This is a genomic window from Rhodococcus sp. 14-1411-2a (assembly GCF_002259485.1).
In the GTDB taxonomy this organism is placed as follows: Bacteria; Actinomycetota; Actinomycetes; order Mycobacteriales; family Mycobacteriaceae; genus Rhodococcoides.
Genome location: NZ_NPGA01000008.1, coordinates 119,044 through 143,333 on the forward strand (window position 1 = coordinate 119,044; position 24,290 = coordinate 143,333).

Sequence of the window (24,290 nt, forward strand, 5' to 3'; positions counted from 1 at the left end):
GGCTCCGTTTCCGGGTCGTTTCGCGGGCTCCACTCCCGCGTGCCCCAGGGGCACTCGACCGCACCACTGCGGCTACGCCGCGCTGAGGATCGAGATCGCGAAGATCAAGCTGTCGCCCGGCTCGATTCCGGCCGCCGGATTGCCGCTCGCGTATCCGTCGGCCGAGGTGACCGCAACGGCGACGGTCGAGCCGACGGTCTGTCCGGCGATGGCCTTCTGGAAGCCTGCGACAACTCCGTCCAGCGGGAATTCGACCGGCGCGCCCCGCTCGAAGCTGCTGTCGAACGTTTCCCCGGTGCGTCCGTTGACGCCCATGTAGCAGACGGACACCTCGGCGTCGGCTGCAACGACCGGTCCGTCCCCCGCCATCAGCGTTTCGACCTGTGTCTCGCCGACGGCGAACGGTGTGTCGACGGTGACCGCGGGCGCGGCCGTGTCGGTGGATCCGACGACGGCCATGCTGCCGGAGTCCCCGTCCAGCGTCCATTCCGGAATGGCTGCCGCGTCGGGTGCCGCCGTGGGGCAGGTGCTCGAGGTGGCCGGGGCACCGGCGTCCGACGACGCGGAGGACGTGGAGGGTGCCGGGGACGAGGTGTCCTCGTCCGAGCTGCATGCGCCCGTCAGCAGGACGAGCGAGACGGAGGCGGCCAGGAACATGGTGCGGGTGTAGGAGTTTTTCACCGCGCCCACGCTACAAGTACCGCCCCCGATGTCCGTCACACTGCGGCGCGGAGTACTTCTGCGACCGGGGTGGACGCTCGACCGATCAGGGCCTGCAGGTCTCCGGAATCGGTGTCGAGCTCGCCGCGGGCGATCCCGGCATCCGCGCTGGCCAGCATGGTTGCCACGAAGTCGGGCAGTCCTGCGCCCTGGAGAATCGCGGCGTACTCGGACTCGGAGACGTCCTTGTAGGCGATCGGCTTGCCGGAGAGTTCGCCGATGACGGCCGCGAGCTCGGCGTAGGTGAGGCGTTCGTCGCCGCCGAGCTCGTAGATCTTTCCGCCTTGATCGTCGAGTGTCAGCACGGCAGCGGCCGCGGCGGCGAAGTCGACGCGAGACGCGGCGGCGAGCTTGCCGTTGCCTGCCGCGCCGAGGAGCACTCCGCTCTCGACGGTCTGGGCGAGCGAACCGAGGTAGTTCTCCCAGTACCAGCCGTTGCGCAGGAATACCGCGGGGATGCCGGACGCGGCGAGGCGTTCCTCGGTCGCCTTGTGCTCGGGCGCGAGGCTCACTCCCGAAGTGTCTGCGGCCAGCAGGCTGGTGTAGGCGATCAGGCCCACTCCGGCAGCCTCCGCTGCCTCGATCACGTTGGTGTGCTGCGCAATTCGCTGACCCACCTCCGAGCCCGAGACGAGCAGAAGCTTGTCGACGCCGGCGAGAGCCGCCGTCATCGCGGCGGAATCGGAGTAATTGGCGACCCGAACCACGACGCCGCGTTCGGCCAGCGGAGAGGCCTTGTCCGCGTTTCGGACGACCGCCACGATGTCGGCGGGTGCGACACCACGCTCGATGAGTGCGTCGACGACGAGTCCGCCGAGATTGCCCGTTGCTCCTGTTACCGCTGTGGTCATGATCGAACTCCTGAAGTCGAGGTGTCGAGTACACCCTCACTATGCACTTACTTTTCGTGCAGTGCAAGCTTTCCAGTCATTACTGACTCTTTGATATGCGCTAGCATGGCGATATGTCCGAGCCCGCAGAATCTCTCGAAGCGTCCGTCTTCGCGCGTGACTGTGCGTCGAGGCAGACATTGCAGAACGCCACCAGCAGGTGGGGCGTGCTCGCCCTCGCCGCACTCACCGAGGGCGACTATCGATTCAACGCGTTGCGTCGACGCGTCGACGGCGTCAGCGAACGCATGCTCTCGCAGACCCTCCAGACCCTCGAGCGGGACGGCCTCGTGGTCCGCACCGTCCTCGAGACCATTCCGCCGAAGGTGGAGTACAGCCTCACCCCGCTGGGACGCGACGTCGGTACCCGATTGAGCGATCTCATCGAACTGATCGAAGGCAACATGCCTGCCGTCCTCGAGTCACGCGCCGAACACGACGCCCGCTGATCGGCTGGGTTCAGGCGGGCGGCGTCACCAGGCACCACTCGTTGCCCTCGGGATCGAGCAGCACCTGGAAGGTTCCCGCCGCGTCGGAGTGTCGGTCGCCGAGCACCCTCGCACCCAGGGCGACGGCCGACCCGACGGCACGGTCGATATCCGGTACGGCGACGTCGAGGTGCAGCCGGTTCTTACCCGCTTTGCCCTCCGGGACTCGCTGAAACGCCAGCCGAGTGAACCCGGGGACGTCAACGAAGTGCCATGCGGCGTCACGCACCATCGGCTCTCCGCCGAGTATCGCGGCCCAGAATTGCGCCAGCGATGCCGGGTCCGTGCAGTCGAAAACGACCTCGTCGATGCGTCCGATCACGGTCCGATCCTAGAGGCCACGCATACCCACCAGCGCGTTATTTCAGCGTGATACTACCGAGACGTTTCCGTGATGATGCCGAACCCGTGCCGCGTTCGGACCCGTCGAGACTCGACTCCAGGGCGTGCGGGCCCTGCGCACCATCGGCCCGACGACCGACACGCTCGGCACACCGGTGCCGACGCACTGATCTGGGGAGGCATTCACCATGTTCCACACCAAGAGGATTGTCGGCGGGGCGGCAGCATTCGGATTCGCGTGTGCATTCGCGGCACTGGTACCCGGGACTGCATCCGCAGCACCGGTCGCCTGCACCACCGCACCCGGAGGGGCCGATGTCGCTGCGCTCGTCGGAGGATCGCAGTGCGACAGCTCCGCAGACGTCGCGAGTGCGGCGGCCGGTCTCGGCCTCGAAGGCTGGGGTTCGGCCGAGGCGATGAACAACGCAGCCGCCCTTGCACTCGGACTGAACGGTGGAACTGCAGTGAGCAACGGCAGTTTCGGTGGCGCGCCTGCAGCGATCGCCTTCGGCCCCGGTGCTGTCGCACAGAACACGGCAGCCGGTCTCGGGCTCTCCATCGCGGTGGCAGCACCGGGCTCCACTATCACCCTCACCCCGAACGGCGCGGTGTGCAACGGTGCCGGAATCGCGGGCAGCTTCACCACCCTGCAGGGCTGCATCGGCTGACGTGCGCCACGGGGGGGTGCGAGTGGGCGATATGGATGTCACCGAAGGCTGTGTGATCTACAGTCTCAGTGACCGGCAGTCTCGGTCACCCACAATCTCGGAACGCGAGTCGGAAACGGCACGCTGAACAAGGAGTTCGACGGCAATGATGTCCTACCTGCTCTACGACGTTCTGCTCCCCCAACTCGGCCACGACGTCGCGTCGTACTGGGCACACCTGCTGGTTGTCGCCCCGATCTGAGTTCTTTCTACCTTCCACGACGAAGACATCCCCGCTCGGCCGTCTCGGCCGGGCGGGGATGTCTCGTTCGAAACCGGAATCGAATCAGACCGGCTGGGGCAACAGTCGGGTCAACACATCAGACAGGGTCACGACGCCGACGCTGCGAGCCGGATCGTCCGCCGCCGCCGAACCGTCGACCACCAGTGCCAGGTGATGCCGGGTCTCGCGCATCGACTGCAGGGCAACGTACACCGGCGTCGTCGCCTCGAGCGTGTATGCCGGACGCGTGATCTCGGCGAGGGTCTGCGGAGCGGTCAACGTGTCGCGCACGTGCACCACGCCCTTGACCACGTCCGCGTCGCTGACCAGGATCCGCAGATGTCCCGAGCGACGTGAGGCCTCGCGCACGTCGTCGATCGTCGCTGTGGACGGTACCGACGTGGGCTTGCCGAACTGACGCACCAGGTCACCGACGGTCAATTCCTGCAGTTCCAGCGCACTCGAGATCTGCGCCTGATAGCTGGCATCGAGGGCACCGACGTTCACCGAATGCTCCACCAGCTGCCGAAGGTCGTCCGCGTTCTGGCCCGTACCCACGGTGTCGGCCGGTTCGACGCCGACCCGCCGCAGGCACCAGTTCGCCATGTTGTTCAGTGCCGTCAGCACCGGACGGGTGAGAAACATGAACGCGCGCATAGGGATTGCGAGCATCGTCGCGGACTTCTCCGGATGGGCGATGGCCCAGGACTTCGGAGCCATCTCACCGACCACCAGGTGCAGGAAGGTGACGATGATCAGCGCGAGCACGAAACCGAGGACGTCGGCGAACCAGTACGGCAGGCCGCCGCTCTCGAACAGGGGCGTGAGCCAGTAGTGCACGGCCGGCTTCGTCGTCGCACCGAGACCGAGGGTGCAGACGGTGATGCCGAGCTGGGAGCCGGCGAGCAGAACCGTCAGCTCGGACGAGCTGCGCAGCGCCGCACGAGCGGAGCGTGAATTGGGTGCCGCGTCTTCGAGCCGATGCCGCTTGGCGGCCAACAGCGCGAACTCGACGGCCACGAAGAAGGCACTGGCAGCGATGAGTCCGATCGTGACGGCCAGGAAAATCCAGATGTTGCTCATCGGTGCACACTTTCCTTCGACTCGGCCGACTCGTCGTCGTGTTCGGGGTCACGCTCGCCGAGCGTCAGAGTCAGCAGGGACGGGACGTGGCTGTCGATCTCCTCGATCTCGAGGATGACGAAACGAACGGGACTCTCCTCGTCGTTCGCCAGATCGGCGTTGTCCGGTGGTAGGTCCACTTCGATCCGTTCCCCGACATCGGGGAGAGATCCGTTGTGCGCGATGGCGAAACCGGCAATGGTCTCGTAGTCGCCCTCGGGCAGATCGATGCCGATGGCGCGTTCGACCTCGTCGACGTGCACCTCACCGGCCATGGTCCAGCTGCCGTCGTCGGCACTGACCGGGCTCGGATCGGACAGGTCATCGTCGTGCTCGTCGGCGATCTCGCCGACCAGCTCCTCGGCCAGGTCCTCGATCGTGATGACGCCGGTCAGACCACCGTATTCGTCGATCACACAAGCCAATTGGTTCTTGGTCGAGCGCAACTCGCGCATCGCGTCGGGCAGGGTCTGGATCTCCGGGAGAATCAGCGCGTCACGCGTGAGCTCGGAGATCGGTGTGGAACCCGGCACTGTTGCGGACAGGACGTCCGTGAGATGGACGACGCCGACGATACCGTCGTCCTCGTCGAGCACCGGATACCTCGAGTGCTCCTGCCCCATCAGGGCAGCGACCTCGCTGAGGGTGTCGGTGTCTCGGACCGTCGCCGATCGCGAGCGCGGGATCATCGCGTGTTCGACTGTGCGAGTGGGGAAGTCGAGGATTCGATCGAGCAGCGTCGACAATTCGTCGGGCAGATCGCCGGTTTCGCGGGAATCCGAGACGATGTGCTCGAGGTCGCGCAGGCTCGCCGAGTGCTCCACGTCGTGGACCGGCTCGATCTTGAGAGCCTTGAGCAACAGGTTCGACGACTGGTCGAAGATGGTGATCAACCACCCGAAGAGCTTGAGGTAGATGGTCGTCGACAGCGAGAGCCATCGAGCCACCGGCTCGGGGCGGGCGATGGCGAAGTTCTTCGGGAACAGTTCACCGAAGAGCATCTGCACGAACGTCGCGAACGTGATGGCCAGAACGGCACCGAGGCCGACACCGACGGCCGTCGGAACTCCGACGCCGCCCAGTATCGCGCCGAAGGACTGACCGATCAGCGGTTCGGCGACGTAGCCGACCAGCAGGCCGGTGACCGTGATGCCCAGCTGCGCACCGGACAGCATGAACGACGTGCGCTTGGTGACGGTCAGGGTACGAGCGGCGACGGCGTCACCGGCCTCGGCACGCGCCTTGAGCCGGGACCGGTCGACGGTCATGTACGCGAATTCCTGGGCTACGAAGTAGCCGGTCGCGACGGTGATGAGGAAAACGACGAGCAGGCCGAGCAGAAGAGTGAGCAGAACGCTCATTCGCCGGACACCGCCTCGCACGTAGTAGCTGTGGTGCGGGGGGCCGTGTCCGGCCCGGGTTTATCGCTGTCCATGATTCCTCAGGGTCGTAATGGGTGAAGTTTGTCCGATACTACCGGGTCGAAGTCGGTGTCGGGTCACGGCGCCTTCACGACCAGGACGGGAACCGGGCAGTCCAGCAGCACTCGCTGCACGGTGCTGCCCATCAGGAACTTGCCCACCGCGGAGCGACGCTTGGAGCCGATGACGACCATGCCCGCACCGACGTCTGCGACGAGATCGACCAGCGCGCCGGCCGGGTCGCCCCCGTCGGGCTCGACGCGCACGGTGGTGGCAGTTCCGGGAAGGGTTTTCTCCACCTCGGCCTGCGCTGCCGCGCGGTCCTCTGCCGAGACGGAATCGCGGTCCACCACGGACAACACGATCAGCTCGGCCTGACGCAGCTCGGCCTCGGCGGCACCGCGGCGCAACGCTTCCTGCCCCTCCGGTGTGTTGCTCATCGCTACTGCCACTGCGCTCGCTACCGACACGTTCTCTCCCGTTGCTCGTTGCTCGTCTTCACCGAGGATCACCCTCGGGGATTTGTGAACTGGACTAATCAGACAAACTGTATCTAACCTGACGCTGTGACACCCCACACGAAAGGTCTCTGATGGCGATATCGCCCACACTGCTACGAACGGCCGGAGCCTTGGTGGTGGTGGGAGCAGTCACCGTTGCCGGAATCGACGCCGCTCGCAGTGCCAGCGGCTCCGACGCCCGAGCCAAATTGACACTGATCGCACCGGCCGCCGCGGGCGGAGGCTGGGATCTGGTCGCCCGCGAATCGCAACAGGCGCTACGTAGCGACGGCATCGTCAACAACGCTCAGGTCGTCAATGTCCCCGGTGCCGGCGGCACAATCGGCCTGAGCCAACTCGACAACCTCAGCGGTCAGCCCACCACCGTCATGATCACCGGAACCGTCATGCTCGGCGGCATCGCGATCAACAACTCCGAGACCACCCTGGCCGACACCGTCCCGATCGCCAAGCTCGCCGAGGACTTCGAGGTCTTCGTGGTGCCCAAGGATTCACCCATCCAGAATCTCGAGGACATGATCGAGGCATGGCGGGCCAATCCCGGTGGACTACCGATCGGCGGCGGCTCCCTCGGCGGAATCGACCACATCGTCGCGGGTCAGTTGGCGCAGGAAGCCGACATCGACCCGGCCGCAATCAATTACATCGCCTACTCCGGAGGTGGCGAGGTCCTGACGTCGCTGCTGTCGAACACCGTCGGCGTCGCGGTCAGTGGCTTCAACGACTTCCGCGACCAGATCGAGGCAGGCAACGTACGCGCACTCGCCGTCGCCTCGCCCGAGCCGCTCGAGGGATTCGACGTGGACACGTTCATCGAACAGGGCTACAACGTCGACCTCGTGAACTGGCGTGGAATCGTTGCGCCCCCGGGGATCTCGGACGAGGACCGGCAAACTCTCGTCGACATCGTCACCGAGATGGTCGAAACCGAGCAGTGGGCCACGGCCGTCGAACGCAACCGCTGGAAGGAATCCGTCCTGACCGGAGACGAATTCGGCGAATTCCTCGAGGTCGAGCAGACACGGATCACCGGAATTCTCGAGGAACTGGGGCTGGTATGACAACGACGACCACAGACACCGACACGGGTACGTCCCGGTCGTTCTGGACCGGCCGCAGCGGCCTGATCGTCCCGGCACTTCTCGTTGCACTGGGAGTGTTCCTGGTCTACGGAACCGTCACGATGGATGTTCCGTCCACCGCCACCTCGCCTGGCCCACAGGTCTTTCCGGCCATCGTCGCCGGCGGCTGCTTCGTCGTCGCCCTGTTGGTCACCATTCAGTTGATGGTCAAGCCCGACGTGATCGACCGCGGGGTCGACGCCGACGGAAAGCCGCACACCGGCACCGTCAGCAACTGGCGAACCCTGTCGATCACCGTCGGATCGGTGGCATTGTTCATCGCCCTGCTCGACCCGCTCGGCTGGGTCCTGGCCGGCGCGCTGCTGTTCTGGGGCGTGTCGGTCGGATTGGGCGGTCGCCGTTACGTGTTCGACGCGGCAGTAGCACTGCTGGTCTCGAGCACGATTCAGATCGCATTCTCCGCCGGCCTCGGGCTGACCCTGCCCGGCGGCGTCCTCGCCCACATCTTCTGACGGAGCTGAACTTCTGATGGATTCATTGAGCAATCTCATCGACGGATTCGGCACCGCGCTGACTCCGATGAACCTCGTCTGGGTGTTCGTCGGCGCGCTGCTCGGAACCGCCGTGGGCGTCCTGCCCGGTCTCGGCTCCGCCATGGCCGTGGCCCTGCTGCTGCCCGTCACCTTCACCCTCGACCCGACCGCCGCGCTGATCATGTTCGCCGGAGTGTATTTCGGCGGCCTGTTCGGCGATTCCATCTCGGGCATTCTGATGAACACCCCAGGCAACAGCACTGCTATCGCAGGCACGTTCGAGGGCCATCGGATGGCCAAGAACGGCCGCGCCCCACAGGCTTTGGCCACCTCGGCGATCGGCGCGTTCATCGGCGGTATCGTCGCGACGACCCTGGTGGTGTTCTTCGCCCCGACGCTCGCCGCCTTGGCGACCAACTTCGGTCCCGCCGAATATCTCGCCCTCGCGGTGTTCGCGTTCATCGCCACCTCGGCGGTGGTCTCGGATTCCGCGCTCAAGGGCCTGACCGCACTGCTGATCGGTCTCACCCTCGCCGTCATCGGTATCGACGGCCCCTCGGGCGCTTCACGATTCACGTTCGAGGTTCCTGCCCTGTTCGACGGCATCCACATCGTCGTCATCACCGTCGCGATGCTCGCCCTCGGTGAGGTCATCCACATCGCGTCGAAGATCGGTCGACCCGAGGACCGTTCGCTGATCAAGTCGCAGGGACGACCGTGGCTGAGCAAGGCAGAGTTCCGCGATGCGTTGCCGGCATGGATGCGCGGTACGGCATTCGGCGTACCGTTCGGTGTGATCCCCGCAGGTGGTGCCGAAGTGCCGAGCTTCCTGGCCTACGGCACCGAGCGCAGGCTCGATCGCAAGCGCGAGAAGCCGATGTTCGGCAAGGGTGCCATTCGCGGCGTCGCGGGTCCCGAGGCGGCCGGAAACTCCACGGCCGGAACGGCGATGGGCGCGCTGTTGGCTCTGGGTCTGCCCACGTCGGCGACGGCGGCGATCATGTTGGCGGCCTTCCAGCAGTACGGCATGCAACCCGGGCCCCTGCTCTTCGAGCGCAGCGGCGACATCGTCTGGGCCCTGCTGGCCAGCCTGTTCGTGGCCATGATCGTGCTGTTGATCCTCAACCTGCCGTTCGCACCGCTGTGGGCGCAGCTGCTGAAGATCCCGAAGAACTACCTCTACGCCGGTATTTCGGTGTTCGCAGCTCTCGGCGTCTACGCGTCGAGTGCGTCGATCGTGGACCTGATCTTCATGCTCGGGCTCGGCATAGTCGGATTCATGATGCGGCGCTACGAAATTCCACTCGCACCGGTGCTCATCGCGGTGATCCTCGGCCCGCTCGCCGAGGAATCACTCCGACGTGCACTGGCCGTCAGCGAAGGCGATCCGTCGATTCTGATCAGCAGCGGCATCACCATCGTGCTCTACGCACTGATGGTCATCGCTGTGGTGTTCTCCATCGTCAGCAAAGTTCGCGCCCGCAAGACCGCGGACTTCTGAGTGCGCTCCGCGCAGTGGTGTGTTTGAGTCCCCTACGGGGCACTCGAACACACCACTGCGCATCGGGTCGTTCCGCAGGCTCCACTCCTGCCGCTAGGCACTCGTCAGTGCTGCAAGGCCGGGTAATCCGTGTAGCCCTCGGCACCATCGGTGTAGAAGGTGCTCGGGTCGGGCTCGTTCAACGGCAGATCCTCGCGCCAGCGGTAGGCGAGGTCGGGGTTGGCGATTGCCGGACGGCCGACGACAACTGCGTCGCCGATGCCGTTGTCGAGAAGTGAGAGCGCCTCGTCGCGGGTGGTGATCTCACCGAAGCCACTGTTGACGAGCACCGGTCCGCCGAAGGCCTGTCGCAGATCCTGGACGAGCTCACCCGACGGGTCCTTGTGCAGCACACTGAGGTACGCCAGTCCCAGGGGGGCGATTCGATCGACCAATGCGCGGTAGGTGGCGCGCACGTCGTCGGCGTCCGTCTCGAGCGCGTCCTGGATGTTGTGCTCGGGTGAAATGCGAATTCCGACCTTTCCCGCTCCGAGAGCGGCGACCACTGCCTCGACGACCTCGGCCACGAATCGCGCCCGATTCTCCGGCGAGCCGCCGTACGAGTCGTCGCGCTGGTTCGAGGCGGGCGAAAGGAATTCGTGCAACAGATATCCGTTGGCACCGTGGATCTCGACGCCGTCCATTCCGGCGGCGATCGCGTTCTTCGACGCCTGCACGAAGTCGGCGATCACCGAGGGCAGCTCGTCCTCACGCAGCGCACGCGGGGTGGGGTACGCCTTCTTGCCCTCGTAGGTGTGGGTCTCGCCCTCGATGGCAATGGCACTGGGCCCGACGACCTCGCGGCCACCCGTCGTCGCCTCGTGGGTCACGCGACCGGCGTGCATCACCTGCGCGAAGATTCGTCCGCCGTCGGAGTGCACTGCATCGGCGACGTTGCGCCAGCCCTCGATCTGCTCGTCGGTCACCAGACCGGGCTGACCGGGGAAGCCCTGGCCTGCATGGCTGGGGTACGTGCCTTCACTGACGATCAGACCCAGGGATGCGCGCTGCTTGTAGTGCTCGACCACCAGCGGGCCCGGTACACCGTCCTGGCCGGAGCGCGTCCGCGTGAGCGGGGCCATCACCAGCCGGTTGTCGAGCTTCAGGTCGCCGAGCGCCAACGGGGAAAACAACTTCATGGATCTCTCTCCTCACGAGTGCGTGCACAGTACTTGCCACTGCTCACTCCGAACTCGAAAGATCCACCGAGCTATTCCGTCTCGAGACATTGCTCACGCCGAACGCAGCAGTGGTGCGGACAAGTGCCCTCCAAGGGACTTATCCACACCACTGTTTTATCTGGTCGTTTCGCAGGCTCCACTCCTGCGCGGAGCGCACTACAGGATGTAGAGCATCTCCTGATACGTCGGCAGCGGCCACAGATCGTCGGCCACCATGGCTTCCAGAGTGTCCGCCGCAGATCGAACGGCGGCCATCGCGGGCAGCAGTTCGTCCTTGGCGTGCGTCGCCTCGGCGAGGGCCTCGCCGCCGGGGTCGGCTTCGAGCGCGGCCTTCAACGTCGCCAACGCTGCCCGCAGCTCGGCGAGCGGTGCCGAGACCGCCTGCAGCGCAGTCATGTCGACGTCGTCGACGCCCGCCCCCTTGAGTGCACTGACGTTCTGCGCCAGCTCGGTCTGATAGCGCACAACTGCGGGCAGAATGGACGTCTGGCCCATCTCCAGTGTCAGACGCGCCTCGACGAACACCGTCAATGCGTACTGTTCGAGCCCGATCTCGTAGCGCGAGTGCATCTCTCGGTGGTTGAACACCTTGTACTTCTCGAACAGTTCCATCGCCGAGTCCGAGATGAGTTCGGGCAACGCGTCGAGCGTCGTACGCAGGTTCGGCAGGCCGCGTGACTCGGCCTCGATCTGCCAGTTGTCGGAGTAGCCGTCGCCGTTGAACACCACCGCGCCGTGCTCGGTGATGATCTCGGTCAACAGGTTCTGCACGGCGGTGTCGAAATCGGTGCCCTCGGCGACGGCCGCTTCGAGGTTGGTCGCCATGTAGTCGAGAGCCTCGGCCATGATCGTGTTGATCGTGACCATCGGACCGTTGACGGTCTGCATCGAACCGGGTGCGCGGAACTCGAACCTGTTGCCGGTGAACGCGAACGGACTGGTTCGGTTACGGTCGCCGGGATCGGTCGGCAGCACGGGCAGAGTGTCGGCACCGATCATCATGGTGCCCTTGCCCTTCGACGACGTGGCCGCGCCCTTGGCGATCTGGTCGAACACGTCGGCGAGCTGATCGCCGAGGAAGATCGAGATGATCGCGGGCGGAGCCTCGTTCGCGCCGAGGCGATGATCGTTGGTCGCCGACGCCACCGAGGCGCGCAGCAGACCGCCGTACTTGTGCACCGCACGGATGACGGCAGCACAGAAGACGAGGAACTGTGCGTTGTCGTGGGGATTGTCGCCGGGAACCAGCAGCGATCCCAGATCGGAGTTACCGAGCGAGAAGTTGACGTGCTTGCCGGAGCCGTTGACGCCTTCGAAGGGCTTCTCGTGGAACAGGCATTCCATGCCGTGCTTCTTGGCGATGGTCTTGAACGTGGTCATCAACAGTTGCTGGTGATCGGCTGCGATGTTGCCGCGCTCGAACATGGGCGCGATCTCGAACTGCCCGGGTGCGACCTCGTTGTGCCGGGTCTTGGCCGGAATGCCGAGCTTGAACAGCTCGCGCTCGGTGTCCATCATGAAGCCGAGCACACGCTCGGGAATGGCCCCGAAGTAGTGATCGTCGAACTCCTGGCCCTTGGGCGGCTTCGAGCCGAACAGGGTGCGGCCGGCATTGAGCAGGTCGGGCCGGGCCAGGAAGAAGTGTCGGTCGACCAGGAAGTACTCCTGCTCCGGACCACAGAACGAGACGATGTTCTCGATGTTCTCGTGCCCGAACAGCTTCAGGATCCGCTCGGCATGCCCACCCATGGCCTGCTGCGAACGCAGCAACGGCGTCTTGTGGTCGAGGGCCTCACCGGTCATCGAGACGAACACCGTCGGGATGCACAGGGTGTTGCCGTTCGGATTCTCCAGTACGTACGCCGGGCTGGTGACGTCCCAACCGGTGTACCCACGAGCCTCGAACGTGTTGCGCAGGCCGCCGTTGGGGAAGCTCGACGCGTCGGGCTCGCCCTGGATCAGCGTCTTGCCCGCGAATTCCGCGAGCGCGCTGCCGTCACCGACCGGGTCGAAGAAGCTGTCGTGCTTCTCGGCCGTCAAGCCGGTGAGGGGATAGAAGACGTGCGCATAATGCGTCGCGCCCTTCTCCAGTGCCCAGTCCTTCATCGCCGACGCCACCGCGTCGGCGACCAGGGGGTCGAGCTTCTTGCCTTTGTCGATGGTCGCCATCACCGACTTGAACACGGATTTGGGCAGTCGCTTCTGCATGACGACCTTGCTGAAGACGTTCTCTCCGAAGATCTCGCCCGGCTTCTCGTCTCCGACGAAGCTGACCGCAGGCGGCACATACGCCTCGACGTCTTTGATCGCCTGCAGGCGTACGGTATTTCCACTCATGGCTACCCCTTGACAAGGTGCTGCTCCACAGCTGGATTTTGTGGAGTCCGACCCGGCGACTGTACGAATGCGACGTGGCGGTCGTGTTTCGTCGCTGTGTCCACTGCGATGCAAAACAAACCGGGAGGCAAAAACGGCGACCGGAGTTTCCTTCCACGCAGACGGGGGTAACTCCGTAGCCAGCGTAAACAACCGAAAGCGAGCCCCATGAGCGACCAGCTGACCGTCCGCAGAGTGATCGACGCTCCCCCGGCGTCGGTGTTCACCGCACTGGCCAACCCCGAGGTTCAGGCCGCGGTCGACGGCTCGGAGATGTTGCGTGGTGCGATCGACCCCACGCCGCTCGGCACCGTGGGCGACACCTTCGCGATGGACATGTATCAGCCGGAATTGGGCGAGTACGTCATGGAGAACACCGTGTTCGTGTTCGAGCAGGACCGACGTATCGGTTGGATTCCCAATCGCCAGGGCATGGAACCTCGTGGCACGCGGTGGTCCTGGGAACTCGAGGAGGTCGCCGACGACCGGACAGCCCTGACACAGGTGTACGACTGGTCTCGAGTCACCGACCCGGAATTCCGGAAGATGGCCGGCTTCCCACGGGTGACCGAGGAACAGATCGTCGGCACCATGCGCCGGCTCGCCGAGCACCTCGGCGTCCCGCTCGAAGACTGATCCCCGACGACAGGAAGAACTCTCATGGTCGACGTCACCCGCACCTTCACCGCCGCTGTTCCGATCGAGAAGGCGGCCGCCTTTCTACGCGACTTCTCCCATGCGCCGTCGTGGGATCCTGGAACCCAGACTTGCACACAGATTTCCGACGGTCCGGTCGCCGTCGGAACGCAGTGGCACAACGTGTCCAAGCTGTTCGGTATCACCACGGAGTTGACCTACACCTTGGTCACCGACGAGCCTGATCACATCGTGCTCGAGGGCGAGAACAAGACGGCCACCAGCGTCGACGACATCACGTTGACTGCCGAAGGATCGCACTCCACCCGAATCGACTACCACGCGAAGGTCGAATTCAACGGTGCAGCCAAGGTAGCCGGCCCGTTCCTGAAGGCGGGATTCGAGGCGAAAGTCGCGCCGGACACCGTGGAGAAGATGACCGAGGCGCTCGAGCGACTGGGCTGACGCCCTACTTGCGTGCGAAAACGGTGAAGTTGTCCGCTGAGCTCGTCAGAACGTCGGGTGCCACGATCGAACCGTCGTCGGCGAAGATCTCGGAGATGGTGAACCCGGCATCGGTCACCAGTCGGCGCACGTCTGCCACGGTGGTGAAGTGCATGAACGGAGCGAAATCGTGCGCAGCGAGCGGCGCTACGGCCCACGTTCCGCGATCGACGACTCGGGAGCGCGCAGACCACCAATTGGCAACGCTACGAACGACTCCGGCGGGATCGAGCAGTCGCCTACCGATGGCCGTCACGCCACGCTCGAGTGAGAACGTGAACCGCTGGGTCGGTCTGCTCAACTGAAACGGCTTCTCCCCGAACGACGGTCCGTTGCGGTTGAGAGTGGAGAACACCAGAATTCCGGACTCGCCGAGAACTCGGTGAAATTCTGCGAGTACCCGGACTCGTTCGTCGTGGTTCACGGTGTCGATTCCGTTGTTGCTGAACACGATCAGGCCGAATTCGCCGTCCGAGAAGTCCACCAGGTTGCGCGCGTCGGCCACGTGCGCCTGCAGGTCGGGAAAGTTTCGCCGAAAGGCGTCGACCATGGTGGGTGCGTAGTCGATCGCAACGTAGCGGTCGCTGATCAGCCGAAGCAGCGCCGTGGTTCGGCCGCTGCCGACTCCCACGTCCAGTATCGGCGTTCCGCGCGCAACCGAGGCCGCAGCCACCAGCGCCGCCGCCTCCCCGCGGTCGAGAAAGCCGTCGGTGGGTCCCGCGTGCTCCACGTACGCCGCAGCCACCCGCTCACTGTCGAACACGTCTCGATTGTGGTCTGTGGACACCAGATCACCTTCGCTTCCCACCCTGCGGACACAAGCGTCGCTCCCCTGCGGTCAGACGGTACCGGCGAACCCTGAGGTGCGCCTGAGGTCTCGTGCGTCCACCACACCCCCATCCGGGGGTATTCATCAAGTGACTCGGATCACTACCGTTCGTCGCACTCGGTATCGCGCATTCACCCGATACCCGACAAAACGGAGGAACCATGACCACTGTCTCACCCGACGACCCGGGTGTGTCCGCATCGACGCCACCTACGGTGCAGACCAAGACCAGTGTCCGCCGGGTCGCTGTCGCCAGTGGCATCGGCACGACGATCGAGTTCTACGACTTCTTCATCTACGGCACCGCGGCCGCCCTGGTCTTCCCGACGATCTTCTTCCCGGCCCTCGGCTCCACCGCAGGCACCGTGGCCTCGTTCGCGACGTTCGCGGTCGCGTTCATCGCCAGGCCCGTCGGCGCAGTGCTGTTCGGGCACTTCGGTGACCGCATCGGTCGCAAGAAAACCCTGATCTCGACGCTGTTGCTGATGGGGGTGTCCACGTTCGCCATCGGCCTGCTCCCCGGCGCGGAGACGATCGGCGTGGCTGCTCCGATTATCCTGGTGCTGCTCAGGTTCGGCCAGGGGTTCGCAGTGGGTGGTGAATGGGCAGGCGCGACACTGCTGACGGCCGAGTACGCGCCTCCTGGCAAACGCGGCTTCTACGCGATGTTCCCTCAGCTGGGACCGTCCGCCGCGTTCATCTTCTCCAGCGCGACATTCCTCGCGACCGGACTGCTGCTCGGCGACACCAACGAGACGTTCCTCAACTACGGTTGGCGAATCCCGTTCCTGCTCAGCGCCGTTCTGGTACTCATCGGCCTGTACATGCGCCTCGCCATCGAGGAGACCCCCGTCTTTCGCGCCAACAAGCTCGCCGAGGAGCAGGCACCGGCGAACGCAGCACCGACGAAACTGCCGATCTTCGACGCCTGGCGCATCCAGAAGCGCGAGATCATCACTGCTGCAGGCGCATTGGCATCTCTGTTCGCCTTCTTCTACATGGGTACCGCGTACCTGACCAGCTACGGCACCAAGACACTCGGGTTCGACCGGCCGTTCGTGTTGATCACCGGAATCGGTGCCGCGGTGATCTTCGGAGTTGCCATCGCGGTCTCGGCGACCTACTCCGATCGCGTCGGCCGACGGCGAGTGATCATGGGAGCGTGCATCATTGCGATTCCCTGGTCGATCGCACTGTTCCCCGTTCTCGACACCGGGTCACCCGCTGCATTCGTGATCGGCATGTGCGTCACGCTCGCCATCTTCGGAGTTGCCTACGGACCGACCGGAGCCCTGCTCCCCGAGCTGTTCCAGACCCGTTTCCGTTACACCGGAGCAGGTTTGGGCTACAACCTCGCCGGAGTTCTCGGTGGCGCGATTCCGCCGATGCTGGCCGCACCGCTCACCGCCGCGTTCGGCAGCATCTCGATCGGAGTCATGCTGGCCCTGCTGTCGGTACTCAGTCTGGTGTGCACCAAGCGGTTGATCGAGACCAAGGATGTCGACATGACCTGACACCCGCAACGCAGAACCGCGGCCACCCGGCAATCGGGTGGCCGCGGTTTCGTCAGCTCTTCACGGGACGAACTCAGTCGTCGCCACGGGGCGGCGGCTGAACATCGACGCCGCCGGAGTTGTGCTCCGGTCCGGCCGCCGGATGCCCTGCCGGCACGCGGCCGCGCGTCTTCGCGGCCTCGCTGTCCTTGGTGGCACCTTCGGCGAACTTACGACGCCAGCTCTCCTCGGGACGGTAGGGGCCCGGCTTCGGCCGAGTCTTGCCGCCCGGGAACGCCAGCCGTGCGATGGTGCGCTGGACCATGCCCCACTGCTGAAAGAACGGTCCGGTGTTGTAGGGCAGTTCGTAGCGCTCGCAGATGTCCTTGATCTTCGGCGCAACGTCCGCGTACCGGGTGCTGGGCATGTCCGGGTACAGGTGGTGCTCCACCTGGTAGCTCAGGTTGCCGCTCATCAAGTGGAACAACGGGCCACCGTCGATGTTGGCGGCTCCGACGAGCTGACGGACGTACCACCCACCGCGGGTCTCGTTCTCCACCTCTTCCTGGCTGAAGGTGTAGGCCTGGTCCGGGAAGTGTCCGCAGAAGATGATCGCGTTCGACCAGACGTTTCGAATGATGTTCGCGGTGAAGTTCGCGGCCACCGTCGACAGGAACGTGCTCTCGACGCCACTGAACCGGCTGTCCAGCAGAGCCGCGGTCCGACGGTTCTTACCGAATCGGGCAGACCCACGCAGCTTGGACGCGAGCCTGGAGCGCTTGCTCTCGGGCAGACGTCCACCCGATGCGACCTGCGCCAGCGCGAACGCACCGGCGGAGATCAGCGGCCAACCCACGTAGTCCTTGACGAACTGCTTGCGTGCCTTGACGCCGATGCCCTTGAGATCCTCGACGAGATCCTTGACCGGCTTCTCACCGCGACGAATGGCCTCGATGTCGAGATCGTGCAGCGCGACACCCCACTCGAAGAACGCCATCAGCAGCACGTTGTAGAACGGCTGCGCCAGGTAGGCCGGGTGCCACTTCTGCCGCGGGTCGATACGCATGATCTCGTAGCCGAGATCCTTGTCCTTGCCGCGGATGTTGGTGTACGTGTGGTGCACGTAGTTGTGCGAGTGCTTCCACGAGCTCGCGGTCGACGCGGTATCCCAATCCCACACGGAGGAATGGATTTCCGGGTCGTTCATCCAGTCCCACTGGCCGTGCATGACGTTGTGGCCGATCTCCATGTTCTCGAGAATCTTTGCGATTCCGAGGCACGCTGTACCTGCCAGCCATGCCGGCTTGCTGGTCGATCCGAGCAGCAACACTCGACCCGCGACCAGCAGCTGTCGCTGGGCTGCGATCACCGAGGTGATGTACTTCCGGTCCTTGTCACCGAGGCTGGCGTACACCTCGTCGTGGATGGCGTCGAACTCCTTGGCGAGTTCGGCGATCGTGTCGTCACTCAGATGCGCCAGCGGGTTCACCGGCTCGTCGGAGCCCGTGACACGCCTGGTGGTTTCGTCGATAGACATTCATTCCCCTGTTCGATTTGAAGATCAGAGTTCGATTTCGATGTCGCCCTCAGCAGTGTTGACACAGATCCGAACCGCTTGCCCCGTAGGTTCGGAGATATCCCCGTTACGTAGATCACGTAAACGCCCCTTCTTCAGGGTACCTACGCAGGTGTGGCAGATGCCGATCCGGCAGCCGTACGTCAAATCCAGGCCGGCTTCCTCACCGGCGGCGAGAATCGTTGTGCCGCCGTCGCATTCGACGTCCTTCTTGCTGTTGAGAAACTTGACGGTGCCGCCCTCGCCTACATCGTCGCCACCACCGATGACCGGCTGAAAACTCTCGTGATGGAACCGGTCGTAGTCACCCTGGTCTTTCCAGTACGAGCGCAGATCGTCCAGATGTTCACCCGGACCGGAGCAGAATGCTTCGCGCTCACGCCAATCCGGGACCAGCTCGTCCAATTCGGACGCCTTCATCCGACCCTCGTCGCTGGTGATCCGCAGCTTCACCGTCAGCCCGTCGTGCTTGGCTTCGAGTTCGTCGAGGGTATCGGCGAACATCAACTGGTCGCGATTGTGCACGGAATGCACCACCACGACGTCGCGTACCTGATCGTGGTGATCGAGGGCGCGCAACATGCTGATGATCGGCGTGATGCCACTGCCTGCACTGATGAACACCATCTTGTCCGGAATCGGATTCGGCAGAGTGAACTCGCCCTCGACCTCACTGAGCCGGACGATGTCGCCGGTCCTGATGGTTCCCACCAAGTACGGCGAGACCGTCCCCGACGGCACCAGCTTGGGACTGACGCTGACCAATCCGTCCACCGGGTCCGGATCGGAGGTGAGCGAATACGCCCGCCAGTGGTACCGACCGTCGATCAGTACTCCGAGTCGGACGTACTGCCCGGGTGTGTGGCCCTGCCACTCGAAACCCGGCCGGATGTACACCGAGACGGCCTCCGATCCCTCCGGTGTCACCCGCTCGACCTTCCCCCGAAGCTCGCGGGTGGTCCACAGCGGATTGATCATCGACAGGTAGTCGTCGGGCCGGAGCGGATTGAACAACGATCGGACTGCGCGCAGCATCGTCCGTCTTACAAAAGAAACCTGGGGCTTGGCCCCCCGTTCAGCCATACTCAACGGTAACCCTGTGCGCCGTGCTACACATCCGAATCGCTCAGACTCGAATGAGACTGCTACACAAGGTGAACAGAACCGGGCTGTTCCGACCGGTCAGCGCGCTCTGGAAACGCGGTCGCCCAGGGCGGCACTCACTTTTCCGTACCAACCGACCGGACGGGCAAGCCCACGCGTGGGCACATCGGCCAGCAACGCCTCGGCCGTTTCCTCCGCATCGATCTTGTTGTCGCCGATGCCACCCGTGGCACCTCGCTTGGCCCACCCGACGACGTAGCAACCCGGAACCGGAGTGCCGTCGGCAGCGGTGATGCGACCGCCGACATTACGGATGGTGCCGCTGATGTCGTCGAACGGGATTCCCGGTGACGGGGTTCCGCGATAGCCGATCGCGAGCAGAACCAACTCGGTCGGCAGCTCGACGGCGTGCTCACCGACGCCGACTTCGATGGACTGCACCGAGTCGCTGCCGTGGAGAGCAGCCGGAGCTCGGCCGAACGCGAAGACGGTGCGGCGGGCGTGTGCCTGCGAGCCCAGTTCGACTTGCGTCGCCCCAGCCAGAGCCGACGCAGGAGCGGACAACGGCAGGCGATCGATGGCGTCGACGATTCCGTCCGGTCCTGCCACGACGACGTCGACGCCGGCGCGATCGACGAGCGCCTTGCATTCGGACCGGGTGAACGCCGCGAATTCAGGACCACGACGGGCGAGGACGACGACCTCGCGGACGCGATGGCGACGCAGCTCGGCCAGAGCATGAGGAGCGATCTCGGTTCCGTCGAGCCGGTCCGGATCGGCCGTGAGGATACGAGCAGCGTCGAGTGCGACGTTGCCGTTTCCGATGATGGTGACGCGATCGACGCCGGTGAGATCGATCGCGTCGGCAGCAACGTCGGGGTGGCCGGTGTACCAGCCGACCAGGGTGCGTGCGCTGACCGATCCGTCGAGGTCGATACCGGGAATCTCGAGGGCTCGGTCTTTGTCGGCACCGACGGCATAGACCACCGAGTCGAACTTCCGAGCCAGTTCGACGTGGTCGACATCCTTGCCGACCTCGACACCGAGCTTCATCGTCACCCGTGGATGGACGAAGATCCCACGGAAGTGCTCACTGATGCGTCGGGTACCGAGGTGATCGGGAGCGACGCCGTAGCGGGCGAGACCGCCCGCGGTGGGCAGCCGGTCGTAGAAGGTGACGTTGGTGCCGGGCACGCGCAACAGCGCCTGGGCGGTGTAGCAGGCTGCCGGTCCGGTCCCGACGATGGCGATGTCGATCGGCGGCAGTTCGTTGACCGTCGCCACCGGGAATCGAGGCGCGCCCCACTCCGCCACGGCGGGCTTGTCCTTGTAGTAGTCGGCGTTGATGTCGGCGTAGATCTGCTGGTCCGGTGTCAGACGCGAGACGCGCGTGATCGCGTCCACCGGGCACGCGTCCGCGCAGGCACCGCAGTCGATGCACGAGCGCGGATCGATGTAGAGCAGCTCGGTCTTACCGAAATCCGGCTCGTCGGGCGTCGGATGAATGCAGTTGACCGGGCACACCGACAGGCAGGATGCGTCGTTGCAACAGTTCTGCGTGATCGCGAACGGCATGGTTTATCTGATGTCCTTCACGGCCTCGAAAAGAGTGGTCAGAGCATATGCAAACGACGGTAGATCATCTCGGCCGGCTTGGTGATCAAACCGCAATCGAGAAGAAATGCCATCAGGTGCTCGCTCGAGGTGCGCATCATCGTGTGGTGATGGGCGTTGTTCTTCGCTTCCTTCACCGCGCGGTCGACGTCGAGGCCAGCTGCTGCGTAGACCTCCTTGTTGACCATGTTGGACACGATCAGGCGGGCGGCGATCGCGACGACGAGCGCGCTGGCCTTGCGGCGAGCCGGGCTCTTGCCTGCAATGTCTTCACGCATCTGTGCACGCGCGAAGGTCATGTGCCGCGACTCTTCCACGACGTGGATCTTGCTGGTGGTGCGCACGAGTGGCAGCACGTTCTCGCCGCGCATCCAGTCGCGCTGCATGACGTCGAGTACCTCTTCGGCGACGAGGATGCCACCGTAGGCGACCTCGGCGGACGCGAGAGCCTTGAAGCCACGGCCGAGTTCGATGCTCGATCGACGCGGCAGGTAGGCCTTGATGCCCATCTTCTGGCAGGCGCGGGCGAACATGATCGAGTGACGGCACTCGTCGGCGATCTCGGTGAGAGCGAACTGGAAGTCCGAGTTCGACGAGTCCTTGCAGTACTGATCGCGCAGGACCATCTGCTGCAGGATCATCTCGAACCAGATGCCGGTGCTCATGATCGAGCAGACCTCGTGGCGGGTGAGCGTGATGCGCTGCTCTTCGCTCATCTCGTCCCACAGCTTCGTGCCGTAGAGGGTGCTCCACTCCGGGTTGAGTCCGTAGAGGGAGGGATCGAGATCGGCTTCCCAGTCGACCTCCTCGGAGGGGTCGTACGACAGCTGGGCGGCGGAATCGAGCAAACGAGCGGAGACATCCTCGGGCTCGAGAACGTCGTTCCTGGAGAGTGTGCTGGTCATCGCCGTGGTTCCTTCCATCGTCGAAACGCTGTATGTAACTGTTACGGAGATTACCAGGTACTCGGGGACACAGGTAGTCACTCGAGAAGAAATCTCGTCGAATCTTTTTCGGACCCCTACAGTTCGAGCGAACAGAGAACGGAGATTCATCGGTGATCGCAGCTCTACGGTCCGCCCTCACCCGCACCCCGATGCGCCTCTACGCGGCGGGTATGGTCTCGGCCAACGCCATCGGAGCAGTCATCGTCTTCGTGTTGGCCCGCTTCATCCTGCCGTTGCCGGTCGGCTCGGAGGAGATCCTGTCGGACCGAAATTACGTCGCCTTCTTCGTGTATCTACCGGTCGCGATCGCCATCGGGATCGTGCTCGGCCTCCGCGTTGCGAAGCCCCTCGTGCTGTGGCTGCACACCGGCGGCACGCCCTCGGACGCCACCGCGATCGCCATCGTGCGGCTGCCCCTTCGTCAGCTCGGCGTCCACGTGCTGCTGTGGGCACTCGGCGTCGCGGTGTTCGTCGGGGTCAATGCGTCGGCAGGCGCGGCGCTGTCGATCATCGTCGCGATTGCCGTCAGCTTCGGCGGCCTGGCGACCTGCTCGCTGGGCTATCTGGTTGCCGAGAGAACGCTTCGGCCGATCACCGCAGCGGTGATGGAAGTCAGTGCGGTCACCGATTCCGCCGCACTCGGCGTGAAGCTGCGCGTCGTTCTCATCTGGGTCCTGAGCACGGCCATTCCCATCCTGGGGCTCGGCCTCATCGGACTCGGTAGACTGATCGACACCGTCATCCCACCCGACGTCGACCTGTCCCCCGCGATGGTGTCGCTGTCCGCGATCGCCCTGGTCGTCGGATTCGGCGGCATGTTCCTGGTCGGACGGTCCGTATCGGATCCGCTGCAGCAGGTCAGCACGGCCATGCAACGCGTCGAAGCCGGAGCGACCGACACCCGCGTCGACGTCTACGACGCCTCCGAGATCGGCCGGTTGCAGAACGGGTTCAACAAGATGGTCGTCGGTCTCGACGAGCGCGAACGACTGCGGTCGCTCTTCGGCCGCCACGTGGGCCACGACGTGGCGCAGCGCGCGCTGGCAAGCGCGCCTCGTCTGGGCGGCGAGAACCGAACGGTCGCCGTGCTGTTCATCGACCTCGTCGGTTCGACGGCGATGGCCGAGCGAGAATCCGCGGAAGCGGTGGTCGATCTGCTCAACCGCTTCTTCGCAGTGGTGGTCGAGCACGGCGAACGACACGGCGGCTTCGTCAACAAGTTCGAGGGTGATGCCGCACTGCTGATCTTCGGCGCTCCGGTCGACCACCCAGATCCCGCGACGGCGGCACTGCGCACCGCACGCACCCTGGCCGTCGCCCTCGCCTCCGACGGCGGCTTCGAGATCGGCATCGGCGTCACGTACGGCCCGGTCATCGCCGGAAACATCGGAGCCGAATCCCGATTCGAGTACACCGTCATCGGCGACACCGTCAATCAGGCGGCTCGGCTCACCGATCTCGCGAAGGACGACCCGAACACCGACGTGCTCACGTCGTCGATCGTGCTCGATCACGCCTCCGTCGACGAACGCGCGCAGTGGACGACGGGCGAGGCGGTCACCCTGCGCGGCCGGTCGACACCGACGACTCTGGCCGCGCCCGTCCGGCACCGCTGACGTCCGACCGTTCTGCCGAAAAATTCGAAGGTTTCCCGTTCGGTGCCGATGGGGCATACCCCCCGAACCAACTCACCCATCGCGCATGCGCGAGACATTGACCAGTACAACGTCTCTCGCTCCGAAAGGCATCCATGTCCGCAATTCTGTTCGGCTCGATCAGCACTCTCGTCGACACGTCCGAACTGCAACGTCGCTCGTTCAACGAGGCGTTCGCAGCACACGATCTGAACTGGAACTGGTCTCGCGAGGATTACCGGGCCATGCTCGGATCGAACGGTGGTGCCGACCGAATCAGCGAATACGCGTCCGACACGGGTACCGAGGTGGACGCCGCTGCCGTGCACGCGACGAAGTCCGAGATCTTCCAGCGTCTGATCGGCGAATCCGACGTGAAGACACGACCGGGTGTGGCCGACACGATCGACTCGGCCAAGGCGAACGGCATGAAGGTGGGCTTCGTGACCACGACGTCGCGAGAGAACATCGACGCATTGTTGGCGGCTGTGAGCCCCGAGCTGACAGCCGACTCGTTCGACGTCATCGTCGACGCGTCCTCGGTCGATGCCGGCAAGCCCGACCCCGCGTCGTACGAATTCGCATTGAAGTCGTTGGGCGAGAACGCATCGGACAGCGTCGCCATCGAGGACAATGCCGGCGGTGTCCAGGCGGCGGTTGCCGCGGGCATCACCTGCGTCGCATTCCCCAACGAGAACACTGCAGGCACCGAGTTCGGCTCGGCCACCGACACCGTCGATGCACTCGATCCCGAGAGTGTCCGCGCTCTGATCTCCGCCTGAGCGAAGCCTGCGCAGCGAGCGTTCA

Annotated in this window: 23 protein-coding genes; 10 read left to right on the forward strand and 13 right to left on the reverse strand. The window is 64.6% G+C overall.

Annotated elements, in window-relative coordinates:
* Positions 1–72: 72 nt before the first annotated feature.
* Positions 73–657 carry an FKBP-type peptidyl-prolyl cis-trans isomerase gene (locus tag CH291_RS04460; RefSeq protein WP_094686877.1) on the reverse strand — a complete coding sequence of 195 codons (585 nt, stop codon included), beginning with the start codon at positions 655–657 and terminating at the stop codon, positions 73–75.
* A gap of 59 nt (positions 658–716) precedes the next feature.
* Positions 717–1,571 carry an SDR family oxidoreductase gene (locus tag CH291_RS04465; RefSeq protein ID WP_094686819.1) on the reverse strand — a complete coding sequence of 285 codons (855 nt, stop codon included), beginning with the start codon at positions 1,569–1,571 and terminating at the stop codon, positions 717–719.
* 113 nt (positions 1,572–1,684) lie between these two features.
* Here CH291_RS04465 and CH291_RS04470 point away from each other — a divergent pair, with 113 nt between their 5' ends.
* The gene (locus CH291_RS04470) at positions 1,685–2,059 is read left to right on the forward strand and encodes a winged helix-turn-helix transcriptional regulator (protein ID WP_068055773.1); all 375 of its coding nucleotides are present in this window, start codon (positions 1,685–1,687) and stop codon (positions 2,057–2,059) included.
* Between the two features lie 10 nt (positions 2,060–2,069).
* Here the strand turns inward: CH291_RS04470 and CH291_RS04475 are convergent, their stop codons facing one another.
* Positions 2,070–2,420, reverse strand: coding sequence for a VOC family protein (locus CH291_RS04475; RefSeq protein WP_068055771.1), 351 nt, complete (start codon positions 2,418–2,420; stop codon positions 2,070–2,072).
* A gap of 208 nt (positions 2,421–2,628) precedes the next feature.
* Here CH291_RS04475 and CH291_RS04480 point away from each other — a divergent pair, with 208 nt between their 5' ends.
* A complete protein-coding gene (locus CH291_RS04480) occupies positions 2,629–3,108 on the forward strand; it encodes a DUF6764 family protein (protein WP_068055767.1) in 480 nt (159 codons plus the stop codon).
* 325 nt (positions 3,109–3,433) lie between these two features.
* On the opposite strand, the gene CH291_RS04485 is transcribed toward CH291_RS04480, so the two are convergent.
* The 3 genes from CH291_RS04485 to CH291_RS04495 all read right to left on the reverse strand — a co-directional run bounded on the left by CH291_RS04485 (position 3,434) and on the right by CH291_RS04495 (position 6,383).
* Positions 3,434–4,453 (reverse strand): hemolysin family protein, encoded by a 1,020-nt coding sequence (locus tag CH291_RS04485; protein WP_068055764.1) that lies wholly within the window; start codon positions 4,451–4,453, stop codon positions 3,434–3,436.
* Complete coding sequence (locus CH291_RS04490; RefSeq protein WP_094686820.1) at positions 4,450–5,853, reverse strand: hemolysin family protein; 1,404 nt, start codon at positions 5,851–5,853, stop codon at positions 4,450–4,452. Before CH291_RS04490 ends, CH291_RS04485 begins: the two co-directional genes overlap by 4 nt.
* A 137-nt stretch (positions 5,854–5,990) precedes the next feature.
* The gene (locus CH291_RS04495; protein WP_231893845.1) at positions 5,991–6,383 is read right to left on the reverse strand and encodes a universal stress protein; all 393 of its coding nucleotides are present in this window, start codon (positions 6,381–6,383) and stop codon (positions 5,991–5,993) included.
* A 122-nt stretch (positions 6,384–6,505) separates the two neighbouring features.
* Here CH291_RS04495 and CH291_RS04500 point away from each other — a divergent pair, with 122 nt between their 5' ends.
* From CH291_RS04500 to CH291_RS04510, 3 genes are read left to right on the forward strand one after another with little or no spacing between them, the layout of a single operon-like run.
* On the forward strand, positions 6,506–7,495 hold the full coding sequence (locus CH291_RS04500; protein ID WP_068055755.1) for a Bug family tripartite tricarboxylate transporter substrate binding protein: 990 nt from the start codon (positions 6,506–6,508) through the stop codon (positions 7,493–7,495).
* Positions 7,492–8,028: a tripartite tricarboxylate transporter TctB family protein gene (locus tag CH291_RS04505; protein WP_068055752.1), complete on the forward strand. Its 537-nt coding sequence runs from the start codon at positions 7,492–7,494 to the stop codon at positions 8,026–8,028. The genes CH291_RS04500 and CH291_RS04505 overlap by 4 nt, the downstream gene beginning before the upstream one ends.
* 16 nt (positions 8,029–8,044) lie before the next feature.
* Positions 8,045–9,550: a tripartite tricarboxylate transporter permease gene (locus tag CH291_RS04510; protein WP_094686821.1), complete on the forward strand. Its 1,506-nt coding sequence runs from the start codon at positions 8,045–8,047 to the stop codon at positions 9,548–9,550.
* Between the two features lie 104 nt (positions 9,551–9,654).
* Here the strand turns inward: CH291_RS04510 and CH291_RS04515 are convergent, their stop codons facing one another.
* Positions 9,655–10,728, reverse strand: a complete 1,074-nt coding sequence (locus CH291_RS04515; RefSeq protein WP_094686822.1) for an alkene reductase — start codon at positions 10,726–10,728, stop codon at positions 9,655–9,657.
* Positions 10,729–10,926: 198 nt separating this feature from the next.
* Positions 10,927–13,107, reverse strand: a complete 2,181-nt coding sequence (locus CH291_RS04520; RefSeq protein WP_094686823.1) for a glutamine synthetase III family protein — start codon at positions 13,105–13,107, stop codon at positions 10,927–10,929.
* A 207-nt stretch (positions 13,108–13,314) separates the two neighbouring features.
* On the opposite strand from CH291_RS04520, the gene CH291_RS04525 reads away from it, so the two are divergent.
* Positions 13,315–13,782 carry an SRPBCC domain-containing protein gene (locus CH291_RS04525; protein ID WP_068055740.1) on the forward strand — a complete coding sequence of 156 codons (468 nt, stop codon included), beginning with the start codon at positions 13,315–13,317 and terminating at the stop codon, positions 13,780–13,782.
* Between the two features lie 24 nt (positions 13,783–13,806).
* Positions 13,807–14,247 carry an SRPBCC family protein gene (locus tag CH291_RS04530; RefSeq protein ID WP_094686824.1) on the forward strand — a complete coding sequence of 147 codons (441 nt, stop codon included), beginning with the start codon at positions 13,807–13,809 and terminating at the stop codon, positions 14,245–14,247.
* Positions 14,248–14,251: 4 nt separating this feature from the next.
* Here the strand turns inward: CH291_RS04530 and CH291_RS04535 are convergent, their stop codons facing one another.
* Positions 14,252–15,073, reverse strand: a complete 822-nt coding sequence (locus CH291_RS04535) for a class I SAM-dependent methyltransferase (RefSeq protein ID WP_094686878.1) — start codon at positions 15,071–15,073, stop codon at positions 14,252–14,254.
* Between the two features lie 203 nt (positions 15,074–15,276).
* Here CH291_RS04535 and CH291_RS04540 point away from each other — a divergent pair, with 203 nt between their 5' ends.
* On the forward strand, positions 15,277–16,629 hold the full coding sequence (locus CH291_RS04540; protein ID WP_094639250.1) for an MFS transporter: 1,353 nt from the start codon (positions 15,277–15,279) through the stop codon (positions 16,627–16,629).
* A gap of 73 nt (positions 16,630–16,702) precedes the next feature.
* Here CH291_RS04540 and CH291_RS04545 read toward each other — a convergent pair whose 3' ends face one another.
* From CH291_RS04545 to CH291_RS04560, 4 genes are all read right to left on the reverse strand, one after another.
* Positions 16,703–18,145: a fatty acid desaturase family protein gene (locus tag CH291_RS04545; RefSeq protein ID WP_094686825.1), complete on the reverse strand. Its 1,443-nt coding sequence runs from the start codon at positions 18,143–18,145 to the stop codon at positions 16,703–16,705.
* Between the two features lie 24 nt (positions 18,146–18,169).
* On the reverse strand, positions 18,170–19,267 hold the full coding sequence (locus tag CH291_RS04550) for a ferredoxin reductase (protein WP_176460324.1): 1,098 nt from the start codon (positions 19,265–19,267) through the stop codon (positions 18,170–18,172).
* 99 nt (positions 19,268–19,366) lie between these two features.
* Positions 19,367–20,863 (reverse strand): FAD-dependent oxidoreductase, encoded by a 1,497-nt coding sequence (locus CH291_RS04555; RefSeq protein ID WP_094686826.1) that lies wholly within the window; start codon positions 20,861–20,863, stop codon positions 19,367–19,369.
* A gap of 38 nt (positions 20,864–20,901) precedes the next feature.
* Positions 20,902–21,807 (reverse strand): AurF N-oxygenase family protein, encoded by a 906-nt coding sequence (locus CH291_RS04560; protein ID WP_082898813.1) that lies wholly within the window; start codon positions 21,805–21,807, stop codon positions 20,902–20,904.
* 152 nt (positions 21,808–21,959) lie between these two features.
* Here CH291_RS04560 and CH291_RS04565 point away from each other — a divergent pair, with 152 nt between their 5' ends.
* Both CH291_RS04565 and CH291_RS04570 read left to right on the forward strand, forming a co-directional pair.
* A complete protein-coding gene (locus CH291_RS04565) occupies positions 21,960–23,465 on the forward strand; it encodes an adenylate/guanylate cyclase domain-containing protein (RefSeq protein ID WP_094686827.1) in 1,506 nt (501 codons plus the stop codon).
* Positions 23,466–23,599: 134 nt separating this feature from the next.
* Complete coding sequence (locus CH291_RS04570; RefSeq protein WP_094686828.1) at positions 23,600–24,265, forward strand: HAD-IA family hydrolase; 666 nt, start codon at positions 23,600–23,602, stop codon at positions 24,263–24,265.
* Positions 24,266–24,290 lie beyond the last annotated feature (25 nt).

Bases quoted from the DNA above. Each gene is read 5' to 3' on its own strand.
- CH291_RS04460 (WP_094686877.1), bottom strand. From the start codon at position 657: ATGTTCCTGGCCGCCTCCGTCTCGCTCGTCCTGCTGACGGGCGCATGC.
- CH291_RS04465 (WP_094686819.1), bottom strand. From the start codon at position 1,571: ATGACCACAGCGGTAACAGGAGCAACGGGCAATCTCGGCGGACTCGTC.
- CH291_RS04470 (WP_068055773.1), top strand. From the start codon at position 1,685: ATGTCCGAGCCCGCAGAATCTCTCGAAGCGTCCGTCTTCGCGCGTGAC.
- CH291_RS04480 (WP_068055767.1), top strand. From the start codon at position 2,629: ATGTTCCACACCAAGAGGATTGTCGGCGGGGCGGCAGCATTCGGATTC.
- CH291_RS04485 (WP_068055764.1), bottom strand. From the start codon at position 4,453: ATGAGCAACATCTGGATTTTCCTGGCCGTCACGATCGGACTCATCGCT.
- CH291_RS04490 (WP_094686820.1), bottom strand. From the start codon at position 5,853: ATGAGCGTTCTGCTCACTCTTCTGCTCGGCCTGCTCGTCGTTTTCCTC.
- CH291_RS04500 (WP_068055755.1), top strand. From the start codon at position 6,506: ATGGCGATATCGCCCACACTGCTACGAACGGCCGGAGCCTTGGTGGTG.
- CH291_RS04505 (WP_068055752.1), top strand. From the start codon at position 7,492: ATGACAACGACGACCACAGACACCGACACGGGTACGTCCCGGTCGTTC.
- CH291_RS04510 (WP_094686821.1), top strand. From the start codon at position 8,045: ATGGATTCATTGAGCAATCTCATCGACGGATTCGGCACCGCGCTGACT.
- CH291_RS04515 (WP_094686822.1), bottom strand. From the start codon at position 10,728: ATGAAGTTGTTTTCCCCGTTGGCGCTCGGCGACCTGAAGCTCGACAAC.
- CH291_RS04520 (WP_094686823.1), bottom strand. From the start codon at position 13,107: ATGAGTGGAAATACCGTACGCCTGCAGGCGATCAAAGACGTCGAGGCG.
- CH291_RS04525 (WP_068055740.1), top strand. From the start codon at position 13,315: ATGAGCGACCAGCTGACCGTCCGCAGAGTGATCGACGCTCCCCCGGCG.
- CH291_RS04530 (WP_094686824.1), top strand. From the start codon at position 13,807: ATGGTCGACGTCACCCGCACCTTCACCGCCGCTGTTCCGATCGAGAAG.
- CH291_RS04540 (WP_094639250.1), top strand. From the start codon at position 15,277: ATGACCACTGTCTCACCCGACGACCCGGGTGTGTCCGCATCGACGCCA.
- CH291_RS04545 (WP_094686825.1), bottom strand. From the start codon at position 18,145: ATGTCTATCGACGAAACCACCAGGCGTGTCACGGGCTCCGACGAGCCG.
- CH291_RS04550 (WP_176460324.1), bottom strand. From the start codon at position 19,267: ATGGCTGAACGGGGGGCCAAGCCCCAGGTTTCTTTTGTAAGACGGACG.
- CH291_RS04555 (WP_094686826.1), bottom strand. From the start codon at position 20,863: ATGCCGTTCGCGATCACGCAGAACTGTTGCAACGACGCATCCTGCCTG.
- CH291_RS04560 (WP_082898813.1), bottom strand. From the start codon at position 21,807: ATGACCAGCACACTCTCCAGGAACGACGTTCTCGAGCCCGAGGATGTC.
- CH291_RS04570 (WP_094686828.1), top strand. From the start codon at position 23,600: ATGTCCGCAATTCTGTTCGGCTCGATCAGCACTCTCGTCGACACGTCC.